13 protein-coding genes are annotated in these 16,791 nt (G+C 72.1%); 6 read left to right on the forward strand and 7 right to left on the reverse strand.

Annotated elements, in window-relative coordinates:
• Window positions 1–200 precede the first annotated feature (200 nt).
• The 3 genes from ACU6P3_RS08850 to ACU6P3_RS08860 form a co-directional block, all read right to left on the reverse strand.
• Window positions 201–1,232: a sugar ABC transporter permease gene (locus ACU6P3_RS08850; RefSeq protein WP_447197813.1), complete on the reverse strand. Its 1,032-nt coding sequence runs from the start codon at window positions 1,230–1,232 to the stop codon at window positions 201–203.
• A complete protein-coding gene (locus ACU6P3_RS08855) occupies window positions 1,148–2,308 on the reverse strand; it encodes a carbohydrate ABC transporter permease (protein ID WP_447196642.1) in 1,161 nt (386 codons plus the stop codon). The genes ACU6P3_RS08850 and ACU6P3_RS08855 overlap by 85 nt, the downstream gene beginning before the upstream one ends.
• Before the next feature lie 64 nt (window positions 2,309–2,372).
• Window positions 2,373–3,647, reverse strand: coding sequence for an extracellular solute-binding protein (locus ACU6P3_RS08860; RefSeq protein WP_447196643.1), 1,275 nt, complete (start codon window positions 3,645–3,647; stop codon window positions 2,373–2,375).
• A 336-nt stretch (window positions 3,648–3,983) separates the two neighbouring features.
• Between ACU6P3_RS08860 and ACU6P3_RS08865 the strand changes: the two genes are divergently transcribed.
• Window positions 3,984–5,027 carry a LacI family DNA-binding transcriptional regulator gene (locus ACU6P3_RS08865; RefSeq protein ID WP_447196644.1) on the forward strand — a complete coding sequence of 348 codons (1,044 nt, stop codon included), beginning with the start codon at window positions 3,984–3,986 and terminating at the stop codon, window positions 5,025–5,027.
• 104 nt (window positions 5,028–5,131) lie between these two features.
• Window positions 5,132–6,142, forward strand: a complete 1,011-nt coding sequence (locus tag ACU6P3_RS08870) for a phosphatase PAP2 family protein (RefSeq protein WP_447196645.1) — start codon at window positions 5,132–5,134, stop codon at window positions 6,140–6,142.
• Here the strand turns inward: ACU6P3_RS08870 and ACU6P3_RS08875 are convergent.
• On the reverse strand, window positions 6,130–9,315 hold the full coding sequence (locus tag ACU6P3_RS08875) for a bifunctional [glutamine synthetase] adenylyltransferase/[glutamine synthetase]-adenylyl-L-tyrosine phosphorylase (protein WP_447196646.1): 3,186 nt from the start codon (window positions 9,313–9,315) through the stop codon (window positions 6,130–6,132). The genes ACU6P3_RS08870 and ACU6P3_RS08875 overlap by 13 nt on opposite strands.
• 594 nt (window positions 9,316–9,909) lie before the next feature.
• Window positions 9,910–10,878, reverse strand: a complete 969-nt coding sequence (mmuM, locus tag ACU6P3_RS08880; RefSeq protein ID WP_447196647.1) for a homocysteine S-methyltransferase — start codon at window positions 10,876–10,878, stop codon at window positions 9,910–9,912.
• A gap of 144 nt (window positions 10,879–11,022) precedes the next feature.
• Here mmuM and ACU6P3_RS08885 point away from each other — a divergent pair, with 144 nt between their 5' ends.
• Window positions 11,023–12,000 carry an amidohydrolase family protein gene (locus tag ACU6P3_RS08885; protein ID WP_447196648.1) on the forward strand — a complete coding sequence of 326 codons (978 nt, stop codon included), beginning with the start codon at window positions 11,023–11,025 and terminating at the stop codon, window positions 11,998–12,000.
• Between the two features lie 70 nt (window positions 12,001–12,070).
• On the opposite strand, the gene glnA2 is transcribed toward ACU6P3_RS08885, so the two are convergent.
• A complete protein-coding gene (glnA2, locus tag ACU6P3_RS08890; protein ID WP_344275971.1) occupies window positions 12,071–13,432 on the reverse strand; it encodes a gamma-glutamylpolyamine synthetase GlnA2 in 1,362 nt (453 codons plus the stop codon).
• A gap of 257 nt (window positions 13,433–13,689) precedes the next feature.
• Window positions 13,690–14,316 carry a MarR family winged helix-turn-helix transcriptional regulator gene (locus ACU6P3_RS08895; protein ID WP_447196649.1) on the reverse strand — a complete coding sequence of 209 codons (627 nt, stop codon included), beginning with the start codon at window positions 14,314–14,316 and terminating at the stop codon, window positions 13,690–13,692.
• Between the two features lie 146 nt (window positions 14,317–14,462).
• On the opposite strand from ACU6P3_RS08895, the gene ACU6P3_RS08900 reads away from it, so the two are divergent.
• The 3 genes from ACU6P3_RS08900 (at window position 14,463) to ACU6P3_RS08910 (ending at window position 16,589) form a co-directional block, all read left to right on the forward strand.
• Window positions 14,463–14,984, forward strand: coding sequence for a hypothetical protein (locus ACU6P3_RS08900; protein WP_447196650.1), 522 nt, complete (start codon window positions 14,463–14,465; stop codon window positions 14,982–14,984).
• A gap of 127 nt (window positions 14,985–15,111) precedes the next feature.
• Window positions 15,112–15,759, forward strand: a complete 648-nt coding sequence (locus tag ACU6P3_RS08905; protein WP_447196651.1) for a thioredoxin-like domain-containing protein — start codon at window positions 15,112–15,114, stop codon at window positions 15,757–15,759.
• Between the two features lie 110 nt (window positions 15,760–15,869).
• Complete coding sequence (locus tag ACU6P3_RS08910) at window positions 15,870–16,589, forward strand: DUF305 domain-containing protein (RefSeq protein WP_447197814.1); 720 nt, start codon at window positions 15,870–15,872, stop codon at window positions 16,587–16,589.
• The last annotated feature ends 202 nt before the right edge of the window (window positions 16,590–16,791 follow it).

Raw genomic sequence — 16,791 nt, forward strand, 5'->3', positions numbered from 1 at the left:
GCGACGCCGGTCCGGGCCCGGCCCCGGACGGCCCCCGTGGTACGGACGGGCCGTCCGGCGCCCCTGGCCGTACGGACGGGTCCGACGGCACGAACGGGTCCGGCGGCACGGCTGGATCCGACGGCACGGACGGATCCGACTGGTCCGGCAGCCCGGACGGATCCGGCGGCACGGACGGCGGTGGTGCGGGCAACGGAGCCTCAGCCCTTGACCGCGCCGGCGGACACGCCCGTGACCAGGTGGCGCTGGGCGAAGAGGAACACGATCGCGGCCGGGATGGCGATGAGCACGGACGCCGCGGTCATCGGGCCCCACTGCGCCCCGTACTGGTTGACGAACTTCTGGAGCCCGCCCGCCAGCGTCAGGTTCTCGTCACCGACCATGAAGGCGGAGGCGTAGGCCACTTCGCCCCAGGCGGTGATGAAGGAGTAGAAGGCGGTCACCGCGATCCCCGGCCGGGCCAGCGGCAGGACGAGCCGGAAGAACGTACCGAACGGGGTGAGCCCGTCGACCTGTCCGGACTCGTCGATCTCCCGCGGGACGGTGTCGAAGAAGCCCTTCATCATCCACGCGCAGAACGGCACGGCGATCGTCAGGTACGTGATGACGAGTCCCGCCGCCCGGTTGAGCAGCCCGAGCCCGGCCATGATGTTGTAGATCGGCACGATCAGCACGGCGACCGGGAACATCTGGGTGACCAGCAGCGTCCACATCAGCCCGCGTTTGCCGGGGAAGCGGAAGCGGCTGACGGCGTACCCGGTGGTGGCGGCCACGAACACGCCGAGCAGCGTGGTCAGCGCCGCGATGAGCAGCGAGTTGCCGAACCAGGTCAGGAACGGGGTGTCCCGCAGCAGGCCGGTGTAGTTCGCCAGGGTCGTCTCGCGGAAGAAGTCCGTGGTCGTGGCGTACCGCGCCGGTTTGAGCGAGGTGAGCAGGACCCACAGCACCGGGAACACGGCGATCACCGACGCCACGGTCAGGGTGGTGTGCAGGGCGACGGACGCGAGCGGCGACCGGCGCCGGTGCCGCGGTGCGGCGGAGCCGCTCGGTACGGCACCGGCACCGGCGCGCGAGCCTGCCGGACCGGCCGGGCCGGACGAGCCGGACGGGTCCGATGCGGTGGGCATGTCGGGTGCGGCCGCGGTGGTCACCAGGTGTCTCCCTGCTTGACGAGGACGCGCCGGTAGCCGGCGGCGAAGAGCATCAGGAGGACGAGGATCAGCACGCCCCAGGTGGAGGACTGCGCGAAGTCGCGCGGGCTGATCTCGAAGGAGAACTTGTACGCCTGGGTCACCAGGATCTGGGTCGCCTCGCCGGGCCCGCCCCGGGTGAGCAGGAAGATCACCGGGAACATGTTGAACGTCCAGATCGTGGAGAGCAGCACCACGGTCGTGCTGACCGCCCGCAGCCCCGGCATCGTGATGTGCCGGAACCGCTGCCAGGCGCCCGCGCCGTCCATCTCGGCCGCCTCGTACAGCTCGCCGGGGATGGACTGGAGCCCGCCGAGCAGCGCGACCATCATGAAGGGCACCCCGAGCCAGACGTTCACGGCGATGACCGAGAACTTGGCCCAGGTCGGGTCGTTGAGCCAGGGCACCGCGTCGATACCGCCGCCCGCGAGCAGCCGATTGAGGAAGCCGCGGTCCTCGTTGTAGAGGAAGCGCCAGGCGAAGACGGACACGAAGCCCGGCACCGCCCACGGCAGGATGAGCAGCATCCGGTAGACGGAACGGCCGGCGATGCGGCGGTTGAGCATGTTCGCCAGCCCGAGCCCGAGCGCGAAGGTCACCCCGACGCAGGAGACCGTCCACACCAGCGTCCAGCCGAGCGTCGACAGGAACTGGCTGCCCGTCAGAGCGTCGGCGTAGTTGTCGAGCCCGACGAACTCGTAGGTGGCCGGGAGGTGGTTGACGCCGATGCTGCGCTCGACGTTGCGCTCGTCGGCGTCGGTGAGCGACAGGTACACGCCGCGTACCAGGGGGTATCCGATGATCACCCCGATCACGGCCACCACCGGGGCGACCATGGCCCAGGCGTACCAGTGGGTGGTGACGGCCCGCCGGAGCCGCCCGGCCGGGGCGCCGGAGCCACGACCGGCGCCCTGCCCGGCGGAGCGCCCCGCGCCGCGCCCGCTCCCCCGGTCGGCCCCGGGCCCGCTCCCCCGGCCCGTATCGCGCCGGTTCCCCCGGTGCGTACCGCGCGCGGCGCTTCTCCCGGCGCCCGGGTCCGTGCCTCGTCCGGTGCCCCGGCGCCCGGCGCCGTCACCGGCCGCGTCCGGCCCCGGCGACCGGCTGGTGTGGACAGTCATCAGACGGCCTGCCTCCCTCTTCCGCTCACCTGTTCTCCGCGCCCCGCACCGTCCCGCCGGCCCGCTACTTCCAGTCCTTGAGCAGGTCGCGGTACGAGTCGCCGGTCGCCTCGGCGCCCTTCCGGGGTGTCGTCTGGCCGGTGAGGACCTTGGTGTACTCGGTGACCAGCGGCGCGAACAGGCTGCCGGTCTCCGGGATCCAGGGCCGCTCGACGGCCTTGTCGACCACGGGCTTGAAGAAGCCCACGATCTCGTTGTCCGCGACTTCCGGCCGCGCGTAGACGGAGTTCCGGGTCGGCAGCAGGCTCAGTTCCTTCGCGACGGTGGCCTGGCTCTCGGCGGAGGTCATGTACTCGGTGAACGCGTACGAGGCGTTCAGGTTCTTGGATCCCGCGTACACGGCCAGGTTGTGACCGCCCTGCGGCGCGCCCTGGGCGGCCGAGCCGGCGGGTACGGGCGCGATGCCCAGGTTGGCCTTGTCCTTGAACTGGGCGCCGGTGTACGTGTCGGCGACGGCCCACGGACCGTTGATGATCATGGCGACCTTGCCGTCCCGGAACGCCGCCTGCATGTTCTCCCAGCCGTCGGTGGCATCGGTGGTCGCCGCACCGGAGTCGACCAGGTCCTTGACGACGGTCATGGCCCTGACGCCGGCCGCGTCGTCCACGGTGACCTTCTTGGCCCCGGCGTCGACCAGGTCGCCGCCCTCCCCGTAGAGGAACGAGAGGAACCAGTAGGCGTCGTCCCCGCGCAGGTAGAGGCCGGTCTTTCCGGTCCTGTCCTTGATCTGCTTCGAGACGCTCTTCAACTCGCCGATGTTCTTGGGTACGTCGACCCCGGCGTCCTTGAAGATCTTCTTGTTGTAGAAGATGCCCATCGAGTCGATGACCTGCGGCACGGCGTAGGTCTTGTCGTCGTACTCCGTGGACGCGGCGGCCTGCGGCAGGAAGTCCGCGTCGTCCTTGAGCGCCGGGGTGCCGTCGAGCGGCGCGAGGTAGCCGAGGTCGGCGAACTCGGGGGTCCAGGCCACCTCGGAGCGGATGACGTCGGGGGCGCCGGAGCCGGACTGCGCGGCGTTCTTGAACTTGTTCTGCGCCTCCCCGAACGGCACGTTCACATAGTTGACCTTGACCTTCGGGTGCTGCTTCGTGAAGCCCTCGGCCAGCTTCTTGAAGACCTTGTCCTCACTGCCGACGGTCGAGGTGTCCCACCAGGTGACCGTCCCCGAGAGCTCGCCGCCCGCGCTCCCGCCGCCTCCTGAATCACCGTCACCGCCGCAGGCGGTCGCCGCGAGGGCCAGGGTCGCGGCCAGGGCGGTGGCCGTTATGCCACGTCGCATCGGAACTCCTTCAACTGCCGTACCGCTCCATCGCGGTGCCGGGTCGGACGTGAACGTAACAGCGATGCAAGAAGACCGAAAGACTTTGCGGAAGATTTCCACAAGAGGACCGGATCGTTACCGGCGCGTGTCCCGCTCACCGCCGAGCGCATCCTTGGCGTGCGGGGGGACACGCCCCTGTACGGCGATAACGGGTGCGGACGCGGCGCGAACACGGCGCAAACGTCCCGCACAGAACCCGCAGGAAGATTTCGCAAGTTCTTGCAGACCTCGGGGCGTGCGAGCGGCCCCGGGCGCGGTGGGCAATCCGACAGACGACCGGTACAGTCCCCTTCCATGACCGCACGGCTTGCCGATATCGCAACTCAGGCGGGGGTCAGCGAAGCGACGGTCAGCCGCGTGCTGAACGGCAAGCCGGGGGTGGCGGCGGCCACCCGCGAATCCGTCCTCGCCGCGCTCGACGTCCTCGGCTACGAACGTCCCGTCCGGCTCCGGCGCCGCAGCGCGGGGCTGGTCGGGCTGATCACCCCCGAGCTGGAGAACCCCATCTTCCCGGCACTGGCGCAGGTGATCGGCCAGGCGCTGACCCGGCAGGGCTACACCCCCGTCCTGGCCACCCAGACCCCCGGCGGATCCACCGAGGACGAGCTGACCGAGATGCTCGTCGAGCGGGACGTCGCCGGCATCATCTTCGTCTCCGGCCTGCACGCCGACACCTCCGCCGACATGAGCCGGTACGAGAAGCTGCGCGCCCAGGGCGTGCCGTTCGTGCTCGTGGACGGCTTCTCGCCAAAGGTCCGGGCGCCCTTCATCTCACCCGACGACCGGGCGGCGGTGCGGCTGGCGGTGACTCATCTGGTCGCCCTCGGCCACCAGCGGATCGGCCTGGCGGTGGGCCCCAAGCGCTTCGTGCCGGTACTGCGCAAGATCGAGGGCTTCCGGGCCACGGTGCGCGAGCTGCTGGACCTGACCGCCGGCGAGACGGAGGAGCTGATCCAGCAGTCACTTTTCACCCTGGAGGGCGGGCAGGCGGCGGCCTCCGCGCTGATCGAGCGCGGCTGTACGGCGGTGGTGTGCGCCAGCGACATGATGGCGCTCGGCGCGATCCGGGCCGCCCGGCAGCTCGGCCTCGAAGTGCCCGGGGACCTGTCGGTCGTCGGGTTCGACGACTCGCCCCTCATAGCGTTCACGGACCCGCCACTGACGACGATCCGCAAACCGGTGCCCTCGATGGGCCAGGCGGCGGTCCGCACACTCCTGGAGGAGATCGGGGGGACCCCGGCCCCGCACAGCGAGTTCGTCTTCATGCCCGAGCTGGTCGTACGGGGTTCAACCGCATCCGGACCGCGCCCGGCCCCGCAGAGGTACGACGCCCCTTAAGGATCTCGGCGCCGCGGCCTCGTCCGTGAGGCGTACCGCGTGCGGGAAGAACCCACCGGAGGGATGATCGGTCGGATGGCGGAAATCTGGCAGACTCTCGCGCTATGGGTGAATCGACCGTGAATCAAGAGAACCGCACGGCCACCCCGTCGACATCCCCCCTTCCCGAAGAGGCGGCCCAGGAGACGGGCCTGCCGCGGGCGAGGCCGACGGAGACGCCCTCGGGCCCACCCGCCGGGAGCGACCCGTCCGGCCGGCCCGGCCCGTTCGCCCGCCCGGAGCGTCCGCACCGGCTGCGGGCCCCCCGGCACCCCCGCCTCTGGTTCGAAATCCTGCTGATCGCGGTGAGTTACTGGACGTACTCCCTGATCCGCAACGCCGTACCCGAACAGCGGGCACAGGCACTGCGCAACGCCGACTGGATCTGGCGGGCGGAGCACGAGCTGGGCATCGCCGTCGAGCAGGCCGTCAACCATGCCGTGAACTCGGTTACTTGGCTGATCGTCGGCATGAACTACTACTACGCCACCCTGCACTTCGTCGTGACCATCGGCGTCCTGGTCTGGCTCTTCCGCAGCCATCCCGGGCGGTACGCGGCCGCCCGGCTGGGGCTCTTCGCCACGACAGCGGTCGCGCTGCTCGGTTACTACCTGTATCCTCTGGCGCCGCCCCGGCTGATGACCGGGGAGCGGTTCATCGACACGGTCGTACTGCACCAGACCTGGGGCTCGATGGCCTCGGGCAACCTGAAGAACATGTCCAACCAGTACGCGGCCATGCCCTCGATGCACATCGGCTGGTCGCTGTGGTGCGGAGTGATCATCTACAGCCTCGCCGCCGCGCCCTGGGCACGGATACTCGCGCTCCTCTACCCGGCCGTCACCCTGGTGGTGATCGTCGCCACCGCCAACCACTTCTGGCTGGACGCGGTGGGCGGCGTGGTCTGCGTGGCGTTCGGCTTCGCCGTCTCGTACGCCTGGTACGGCTCGCTGCCGTACCGGCTGCCACGCCGCGCGAAGGCGTCCGAGGTGACAGAGATGCCCGGGACCCCGGAGGTGTCCGAGGCATCCGTCGTCGGCTCGGCCCGAGCGCGTCGCCGCGCTCAGGCCCCGTAGAACAGCTCCTCCATCACGGCGCGCGCCCGGCGTGTCGTCCTGCGGTAGTCGTCCAGCATGCCGCCGCTGTACCCGCCGCCCGCCTGGCGGCCGTTCTGCGTCGTGGCGCAGCCCAGGTAGCGGGCCATCGCGCCCAGTTCGCGGCCGTCGGAGGGGAAGGTGTCGCCGGGCCTGCCCCGTACGAGCATCACCCCGTTGCGGACCCGGGTCGCCAGCACCCACGCCTCGTCCAGGATCTGCGCGTCCTCCGTCGAGATCAGGCCCGCGGCCCGCGCCGCCGCGAGCGCCTCGCGGGTCCGGGGGGTGCGCAGCCCCGGCTCCGCCCAGCCGTGCCGCATCTGGAGCAGCTGGACCGTCCACTCGACGTCCGACAGGCCGCCCCGGCCGAGCTTCGTGTGGAGCGTGGGGTCCGCGCCGCGCGGCAGCCGTTCGGACTCCATGCGCGCCTTGAGCCGGCGGATTTCCCGTACGGCGTCCTCGCCCAGTCCCTCCGCCGGGTACCGCAGCGGGTCGATCAGCTCGATGAACCGGCGGCCGAGGTCCTCGTCGCCCGCCATCGGGACGGCGCGCAGCAGCGCCTGGGCCTCCCAGACCCGGGACCACCGCCGGTAGTACGCCGCGTAGGAGGCGAGCGTACGGACCATCGGGCCGCTCTTGCCCTCCGGGCGCAGGTCGGCGTCGATCAGCAGCGGCGGGTCGGAGGTGGGCACTTCGAGGAGCCGCCGCATCTCGGTGACCACGGCGTTCGCCGCCCGGGCCGCCTCCTGCTCGTCGACGCCGTCGCGCGGCTCGTGGACGAAGAGGACATCGGCGTCGGAGCCGTAGTTCAGCTCCTGCCCGCCGAACCGGCCCATGCCGATGACCGCGAACCTGGTCGGCAGGGTGTCGCCCCACCGGTCGCGTACGACCGCCCGCAGCGCGCCCGCGAGCGTCGCCGCGTTCAGGTCGGTGAGCGCCTTGCCGACGGCGTCGACCAGGGCGCCGGGATCACGGGTCTCCGTACCGGAGGGGGCGGCGGACGCCCGGGAGCCGACGGGGGCCGAGGGGCCCGAGCCGGCGGGGCCCGAGCCGGCGGGGCCCGAGCCCGTGCCGTACGAGCCGATCAGGTCCGCCGCCGCCGTCCGGAACAGCTCCCGCCGCCGCACCCCGCGCGCCACCGTGACCGCCGCCGTGGCCGTCTCCGCGCGGCCGACCGCGGCCAGGATCTCCTGCTCCAGGTGGTCCCGGCCGCGCGCGGCCAGCCCGCCCGGGTCCCCGAGGATCGCGACCGCCTCCGGCGCGCGCAACAGCAGGTCGGGGGCGAGCCGCCCGGCCGAGAGCACCCGCGCCAGGTTCTCCGCCGCGGCTCCCTCGTCCCGCAGCAGCCGCAGGTACCAGGGCGTCTTGCCGAGCGCGTCGGACACCCGGCGGAAGCCGAGCAGCCCCGCGTCCGGGTCGGCGGAGTCCGCGAACCAGCCCAGCAGCACCGGCAGCAGCGTCCGCTGGATCGCCGCCTTGCGCGTCACCCCGGACGACAGCGCCTCCAGGTGGCGCAGGGCCGCGGCGGGGTCGGCGTACCCCAGCGCCTCCAGCCGCTGCCGGGCCGCCCGCGGGCTGAGCCGGATCTCACCGGGCGCGAGCTGTGCGACGGCGTCCAGCAGCGGCCGGTAGAAGAGCTTCTCGTGCAGCCGCTGGACGACCGAGGTGTGCCGCCGCCACTCCTTGTCGAGCTCGGCGACCGGATCGCCGCGCAGCCCGAGCGAGCGGCCGAGGCGGCGCAGGTCCGCCTCGGCCTCGGGAAGCAGGTGGGTGCGGCGCAGCCGGTAGAGCTGGAGGCGGTGTTCCATGTCGCGCAGGAATCGGTACGCCCCGCCCAGCTGCCGGGCGTCCGCACGGCCCACGTAGCCGCCCGCCGCGAGCGCGGCGAGCGCTTCCAGGGTGGAGCCGCTGTGCAGCGTGGCATCGCTGCGGCCGTGCACCAACTGCAGGAGCTGGACGGCGAACTCGACGTCCCGCAGTCCGCCGGGGCCGAGCTTCAGCTCGCGTTCGGCCTGCCCCACGGGAATGTTGTCGACGACCCGGCGGCGCATCTTCTGCACGTCGGGGACGAAGTGCTCGCGCTCGGCCGCCTGCCACACCAGCGGCGAGACGGCCTCCATGTACGCCGCGCCGAGCGCCGGGTCCCCGGCCACCGCGCGGGCCTTGAGCAGCGCCTGGAACTCCCAGGTCTTCGCCCAGCGCTGGTAGTAGGCGAGATGGCTGCTGAGCGTCCGTACGAGCGGCCCGTTGCGTCCTTCGGGCCGCAGGTTGGCGTCGACGGGCCAGATGGATCCCTCGACCGTCGACTCGGAGCAGATCCGCATCAGATGGGACGCCAGCCGGGTCGCCGCCCGGATGGCCCTGGTCTCGTGCGAGCCGCCGTCGTCGGCCGCGCCGGGGGAAGCGGCGGCGTCGGCCGGGGAGGCCGTGTCGGCCGAGGGGGACGCGCCCGGGGCGGCGGCCTCGCCCGGCGCGTCGGCCGGCTCCCCCACGAAGATCACGTCCACGTCGGAGACGTAGTTCAGCTCGTGTCCCCCGCACTTGCCCATCGCGATGACGGCGAGCCGGCAGGCGGCGGCGTCCTCGGGCGCGGCGGCCTTGGCGATGGCGAGGGCGGCGCGCAGGGTGGCGGTCGCGAGGTCGGCCAGTTCACCGGATGTCTCCGCCACGTCGGAGGTGCCGCAGACGTCCCGGGCCGCGATGGCGAGCAGACACCGCCGGTAGGCGATCCGCAGCGACACCGCGTCGGTGGCACCGGCCAGGGCGCGCTCGAACTCCTCCACGCCGGGGTTCAGGTCCGCGAGTTCGTAGGTGACCAGGGCGTGCCAGTCCTTGGGGTGGCGGGCCAGGTGGTCGCCGAGCGCCTCGGAAGCCCCGAGCACACCGAGCAGCCGGTCCCGCAGGGGTTTGGCGGTGACCAGGGTGTCCAGCAGGATGGCGCGTTCGTCGGGTTTCTGCGCCTCCACCAGCCGGACGAGCCCGCGCAGCGCGAGATCGGGGTCGGCGGTGGCGCCCAGCGCGTCGAGGAGCAGCGGATCGGACCGTACGGGCGCCATCTCGGGGGCGTTCAGCAGCCGCTCGGCGGCGGAGGGGTCCGTGAAGCCGTGCCGCACCAGGCGGATGAACGTACTGCTTCTGCGACCCGGCACCGTCATCTCGGCGTCTCCTCGTCCGTCCGTCCACCCGCGTCCCACGACCCACGTCCCGGCCGAGCCGGGCGGCCGGTTCCCCGGCCGGTCAAGCCTATTGTTCGAGCCTAGCGGGCGCCGGGGAACGGGACCGGGCACCCGGACGGACCGTGGCGGGAAGACCGGGGCGGGCGGGAGCGAGGAGTCGCGAGCGAGGCGGCCGAGCGGGATGACGGACGTGCGTGACGGAGCGCCCGGGTCGTCCGGTTTCGCGCTTGTCATTGACGAGAAGGCACAAGAATCGGCTCGTTTTTGTCACATGGGCAAGCTGGCGCCACGCGTCGGCGGGGCCGATGATGGAATGCCCGGGTCCGGTCCGGGGCGACGGCGGCGACGGGGGTGCTGCCGTGGTCGCGACCGGGCCCGTCGGTTTGGTGGCCGGTCCGGGTGGCCGGCTCGCCGGGACGCCCCGGCCCGGTTCGTCCTGGTCGGTCGGTCTCACCGGTCGGCCTGGTCGGTCTCACCGGTCGGCTCGCTCCTGTCTCGCCGATCCGGTCGCCGCGAATCGGTCAGCTCGCCGGATCGGTCATCTCACCGGATCGGTCAGCTCGCCCGGATCGGTCAGCTCGCCGGATCGGTCCGCCGGGGGCCGAGACGGCGGGCGAGGCTCCTGATCGTCGCCGGGCCCACCCGGCAGCAGCCGCCGATCAGCCGGGCGCCGGACCGCTCCCAGCGGCCGACCAGCTCCGGGGCGAACGACGGGTCGCCCCGCCACGCGCGCGCTTCCGCGTCCCAGGTCTCGCCGCTGTTCGGATAGACCACGACCGGTTTGCCGGTGACACGGGCCGCGATTCCCACCGCGTGGTCCACGTCCTCGGGCGCACAGCAGTTCACGCCCACCGCGATCACCTCCTCGGCCCCGGCGGCCAGGGCGAACGCCTCCGCCAGCGGCTGCCCCGCCCGCGTACGGTCACCGGCCACGCTGTACGACAGCCAGGCCGGCACCCCGAGGCCACGGACCGCGCGCAGCAGGGCGCGTGCCTCGTCCGTGTCCGGCACGGTCTCCAGGGCCAGTACGTCGGGCCCCGCGGCGGCCAGCACCTCCAGCCGGGGGCGGTGGAACGCGGCCAGCTCCGCCACGCTCAGCCCGTACCGGCCGCGGTACTCCGAGCCGTCGGCGAGCATCGCCCCGTATGGGCCGACGGAGGCCGCGACCCACCGGGGCCCGGGCGGCGACCCGGCCGCCGCGCGCCGGGCGGCTTCCCGCGCCGACTCGACGCTCAGGGCGAGCAGTTCGGCCGCCCGGCCCCGGCCGATGCCGTGCCGTGCGAAACCTTCGAAGGTGGCCTGGTAGCTGGCGGTGATCGCCACGGAGGCGCCCGCCTCGTAGTAGCCGAGGTGCGCCTCGACGATCGCCTCCGGCTGTTCGGCGAGCAGCCGCGCCGACCACAGGTCGTCGCTCAGGTCGTGCCCGGCGGACGCGAGCTGGTTGGAGAGCCCGCCGTCGAGGACGACGGTCCCGGCGGCCAGCGCTTCGGCGAGGGCGGGCCCGGCGGACGGGCCGGGCGGAGGGGCGGTGCCGGGGGTCATGACACCGACGCTAACCGACCGGGTGAGCCGCCCGCCCTTTTCCCTGCCCCTGCCCCTGCCCCTGCCCCTGCTCCCCGCCCCGGTGCCTGCCCGCGGCGTCCCGCCCGGTGGACACCGGCCACCCCCGGGGCGACTCTGGTACTGATGCGGACCGACGTGCACGCCCACCTGTGGACCGAGGACTACCTCACGCTCCTGGAGTCCTTCGGCCGCCAGGACACTGCCGTCCAGCACGGGATGGGAGCCACCGACAGCACCCATGACCTGCAGGCACGCTTCGCCATGAACGCGGCGGCGGGGATCGACCACCAGATTCTTTCCGTGTCGCCCCAGAGCCCGTACTTCCCGGACGCCGAGCAGGCCGTCCGCGCGGCGCGGCTCGCCAACGACCACTACGCCGATCTGATACGCGCCTGGCCCACCCGCCTCTCCGCCTTCGCCGCGCTCCCCCTGCCTCACCTGGACCAGTCGCTGGCGGAGCTGGCACGGGCGCTCGACGAGCTGGGCCTGGCCGGCGTCGCCGTCACCACGGACGTGCTCGGCCGCAGCATCGCCGATCCCGCCTTCACCGTCCTGTTCGAGGAGCTGGACCGGCGCGGCGGTGTGCTGTCCGTCCACCCCTCGGGCCACGACGCCGGTTCCCCGCTGATCGCGGCGACGGGGACCCGGTGGATGATCGGCGCGCCCGTGGAGGACACCGTCTGCGCGATGCACTTCATGATCGAGGGGATCCCGAACCGCTTCCCCCGACTGCGCGTCGTCCACTCGCACCTCGGCGGCGCGCTGCCGATGCTGCTCTCGCGCGCCGATGCCCTGATGCGGCGGGAGGCCCCGAGGATGACGGAGAAGCCCACCGTCACGGCGACCCGCATGTGGTACGACACGGTCGCCCACGGCCATGTCCCGGCGCTCCGCGCGGCGGCCGGCTCCTATGGCGCGGACCGGCTGGTGTTCGGCACGGACTTCCCGTACCAGAGCGGTGAGCGTCTGCGCCGGGCGGTGTCGTTCATCAAGGAGGCGCTGCCGCCGGACGAGGCGGAACAGGTCCTGACGGCGGGCACCCGCCTGCTCCACCCCCATCCGCACCCGCACGAGGGCGGGGGCGGAGGCGGAGGCGGATAGAAGCGGGCCGACGCTTTCCCGGCATCGGCCCGGCCTCCGTCAGGTGCTCCGCGGCGCACGAGCATGAGCTCTACAGCACCGGCAGGTTCTTCTTCAGCTCGAACGCGGTGACCTCGGAGCGGTACTCCTCCCACTCCTGCTTCTTGTTGCGCAGGAAGAAGTCGAAGACGTGTTCGCCGAGCGTCTCCGCGACCAGTTCGCTGCGCTCCATGAGGGAGATCGCCTCGCCCAGGTTCTGCGGCAGCGGTTCGATGCCCATCGCGCGGCGCTCGGCGTCCGAGAGGGCCCAGACGTCGTCGTCGGCGCCGGCCGGGAGTTCGTAGCCCTCCTCGATGCCCTTGAGGCCGGCCGCGAGGAGCACCGCGTACGCCAGGTAGGGGTTGGCGCCCGAGTCGAGGGAGCGGACCTCGACCCGGGCCGAGCCGGTCTTGCCCGGCTTGTACATGGGGACACGGATCAGCGCGGATCGGTTGTTGTGGCCCCAGCAGATGTACGAGGGCGCCTCGCCCCCGGAGCCGGCGGTGCGGGTCGAGCCGCCCCAGATCCGCTTGTAGGAGTTGACCCACTGGTTGGTGACGGCCGAGATCTCCGCCGCGTGCTTGAGCAGCCCGGCGATGAACGAGCGCCCGACCTTGGAGAGCTGGTACTCGGCGCCCGACTCGTAGAACGCGTTCCGGTCCCCCTCGAAGAGGGAGAGATGGGTGTGCATGCCCGAGCCCGGGTACTCGGAGAACGGCTTCGGCATGAACGTGGCCTGCACGCCCTGCTCCAGCGCGACCTGCTTCATGACGAGCCGGAACGTCATGATGTTGTCGGCCGTGGACAGCGCGTCCGCGTACCGCAGGTCGATCTCCTGCTGGCCCGGGGCGCCCTCGTGGTGGCTGAACTCGACCGAGATGCCCATCGACTCCAGCATCGTGATCGCCTGGCGGCGGAAGTCCATGCCCACGTGCTGCGGGGTGTGGTCGAAGTAGCCCGAGCTGTCGGCGGGGGTGGGGCGGCTGCCGTCGACCGGCCTGTCCTTGAGCAGGAAGAACTCGATCTCGGGGTGCGTGTAGAAGGTGAAGCCCAGGTCGGAGGTCCTGGCGAGGATCCGCTTGAGGACGAAGCGCGGGTCCGCGAAGGACGGCGACCCGTCGGGCATCAGGATGTCGCAGAACATCCGGGCCGTGCCCGGTGCCTCCGCGCGCCAGGGCAGGATCTGGAACGTGCCCGGATCGGGCTTGGCGATCATGTCGGACTCGTACACGCGGGCGAATCCCTCGATGGCCGAGCCGTCGAAGCCCATGCCTTCGTCAAATGCCTGTTCGAGCTCGGCGGGGGCGACGGCGACCGACTTCAGGAAGCCGAGCACGTCGGTGAACCAGAGGCGTACGAAGCGGATGTCGCGCTCCTCGAGCGTGCGGAGCACGAATTCCTGCTGCTTGTCCATATTAGCCGTCCTACCCATCCTTGCTGGTCAGGCCACCTGCTCCCATGCCGCGAAGCACGTTGAGGCACATGAGCATCCCACCACACCATTTCGGGCGCGTTGCGAACCGTTGGACAACGCTCCGCATCGCGTGTGTGTACGGGCCTCAGCCCACAGTGCCCATAGTGCCTGTAGCTTCCTCAGGTCTGCTGCCCAGGCGACCGGCGATCGCAATCCCAGACGGTGGAGATCATTCCGGTTCCTGTCAAACGAGGCCCTCACGGCGGCCGGGTGCGGGCGTTGACATGGGTGTGGGCGTTGACATGGGTGTGGGCGTGGACATGGGTGTGCGTGTCCGACCAGCCCAGCGGGTACGGCTCCGTGTCCTCCCCCGGGCGCGCGGGCGCCCCGCCGGCCTCGGTGAACGCGTTCAGGGCGCCGATCAGCGCGGCGCGCCGCTCGGGGGTCAGCCGTGCCACGATCGCGGCGACCTCCCGATGGCGTACGGCGGTGACCTCGTCGACCAGCGCCCGGCCCTCGGGCGTCAGCCGCAGCATCGTCTCGCGGCGGCTGGCCGGATTGGTGTGCCGGACGGCGAGCCCGGCCGCGATCAGCCGGTCGAGCATGCGCAGGGCGGTGGAGGGATTCACGCCGAGCCGCTCGGCGATCTCCACGAGCTTGGCGTCGCCGTGCCCGCCGAGGACGGCCAGCAGCCGGAACTGGGGCAGCGTGACCCGGTCGGCCACGGCGGCGAGGGAGCGGGCGGAGATGTCGACAAGGAGGCGGGAGGCGGTGAGGAGGGCGTGCGTGACGTCGTCCACGTCGTCGGCCGGCCGGTCGGCGCCGGGGGCGGAGGCGGGGGTGGGAGCGGGGGTGACTCGGGGCGGCTCTGCATGCTCGGCCATGCTCCTTTTTATCGCGCCGATGACCGATTCGTACCGTACCCATACGTAATCCCTGACCTTGTCTCGGCCGTTCCAGATCAATTCCAGATCGTTCCGTTCGCTCCTCTCTGCTCCGACGAGGGTGCTACGCACTACGATTTGCGGCCATGGGGGGTCAGCGCACACGCAACGCGCGTCCCGTGGCACTGATGAGTGCCGTGGCGACGCTGTGCGCGGCGTTCCTCTTCTGTCTGAGTCCCGGCTCCGGCGCCGTTCCCGGCCGGGCCGGGACGCATCACGACGCCGCCGGGATCCGCTCCGGCGCGAGCGAGTACGGAACGAGCGGGTCCGGCGCGAGCACGTACGCGGCCGACGGCTCCGGAACGACCAGGTCCGGTACGGACGGCTCCGTACCGGATGCCTCCTCGACCGTCCGGGCGGTGGCCGGCGACGGCGGCGGACGGTCGGCGAACGAGTCCCGGTACGTCTGCCCGTACGACCGGGGCGACTGCGGTCGCTTCGCGCACCTGAGCCCCGCCGTGCTCACCGTGCCGCCGCCCGCCGCGCCGCAGGCGGCCACCGTCACGCTGACGTACCTCGAACCGCCGTACCGCACCGGCCCGTTGCCCCGCTCCGGCGCGCTCGCCCGTGCGCCGGACCTCCACGTCCTCCAGGTGTTGCGGACGTGACAGGGGACGTAGGCCCTGTCCGGCCCCGGCCGGACCCGCTCGTTCACCGGGTTCCCGAAACACCCGAGCAGGACCGCGTTCGTATGTCATCCGTACCGTCATCGCAGAAGGACACAGGACACAGACCATGGCTTCCAAGACCCAGTCCGCCCAGCGCAAGGCCCGAATAGAGGAGATGCGCCGCGCCGAACGGGCCCGTGAGCGGCGCAACCGGATCATCACCATCACGGCGAGCGCCGTCGTGGTGGGCGCGCTGGTCGCCGGTGGCGCGTACCTCCTCAACAAGGAGTCGGAACAGAAGGAGCAGAAGGAGGCGGCGGCCAAGGCGCCCGTCACGGACGAGAAGTCCTGGGACGCGAAGAAGCTGGGCCGCAACCACGTCACCGAGAACGTCTCGTACCCGATGACCCCGCCGGTGGGCGGTGACCACCACCAGGTCTGGATGAACTGCGAGGGGGACGTCTACAAGGACCCGATCCCGAACGTGAACGCGGTGCACTCCCTGGAGCACGGCGCGGTCTGGGTCACGTACAACGAGAAGGCCGCCGACGACGACGTGAAGAAGCTCGGCGAGCGGGTGGAGAAGACGCCGTACTCACTGATGAGCCCGGTGAAGGAGCAGTCCGGCGCGCTCATGCTGAGCGCCTGGGGCAAGCAGGTGACGGTGGACAGCGCGACGGACCCGCGCGTGGAGCAGTTCTTCACGAAGTACGTGCAGGGTCCGCAGACTCCTGAGCCCGGCGCCGCGTGCACGGGCGGGATGGGCCCGCAGTGACCCCGCGGGACGAGGCGGCCCCGGACCCCGACGTTCCCTCCGCTCCCTCCGCTCCCTCCGACCTCGCGGTCGACACCGCCACCGGTGCCGGCACCGGCACCGGCCGCAGGGTGACCCGTACGCAGTGGGCGGCGATCACGGCCGTCGTCCTGGCGCTGCTCTTCGCGGGCACGTCGGCGGTCATCGCGGCCGGACGGGACGGCGCGGGCGACGACGGGGCGTCGCCCGCGCCGCCGACCGCGGGCTCGGCGGACGCGGGCTTCGCGCGTGACATGGCGGTCCACCACCAGCAGGCGGTGGAGATGTCGTTCATCGTGCGAGACGTCACGGACGACGAGGACGTGCGCAGGCTGGCGTACGACATCGCCAACACGCAGGCGAACCAGCGCGGCATGATGCTGGGCTGGCTGGACATGTGGGGCCTGCCGAAGGTCGAGGCCGGCCGGGAGCCGATGTCCTGGATGACGCAGGGCTCCGGGTCCGGGTCGGACTCCGGGTCCGGGCACCAGGGCATGGACATGGATCACGGCGGGAGCGGACACGGGGAGCACAGGGCGCGCGACGGTTCCCTGATGCCCGGCATGGCCACGAAGACGGAGCTGGCGCAGCTCCGCGCGGCGCGCGGCAAGCAGGCCGAGATCCTCTACCTCCAGCTGATGACCGACCACCACAAGGGCGGCGTCTCGATGGCCCAGGGCTGCGTACAAATGTGCGCGGTCGCGCCGGAGAAGGCGCTGGCCGAGGGGATGGTCGCGGCGCAGCAGTCCGAGATGGACCTGATGGCGGACTTGCTGGAGGCGCGCGGCGCGAAGCCCCGGCCGACGGGCTGACCGCGTCCGGCCGACGGCGTCCGGCCGACCGCCTCCGGCCGACCGCCTCCGGCCGACGGCGTCGGGTCGGCCGCGCCGGCCCCGGACGCCGCACAACCGAACACATCCGGACACGTCCGGCGCACCGGATGTGGCGGCGACCGGCCCCGGGGCCGGGGACCTCTCGTGGTTCCCCGGCCCCGGGGCCGCCGCGTTCCGCTGC

The sequence above is a fragment of the Streptomyces hebeiensis genome, assembly GCF_052983195.1.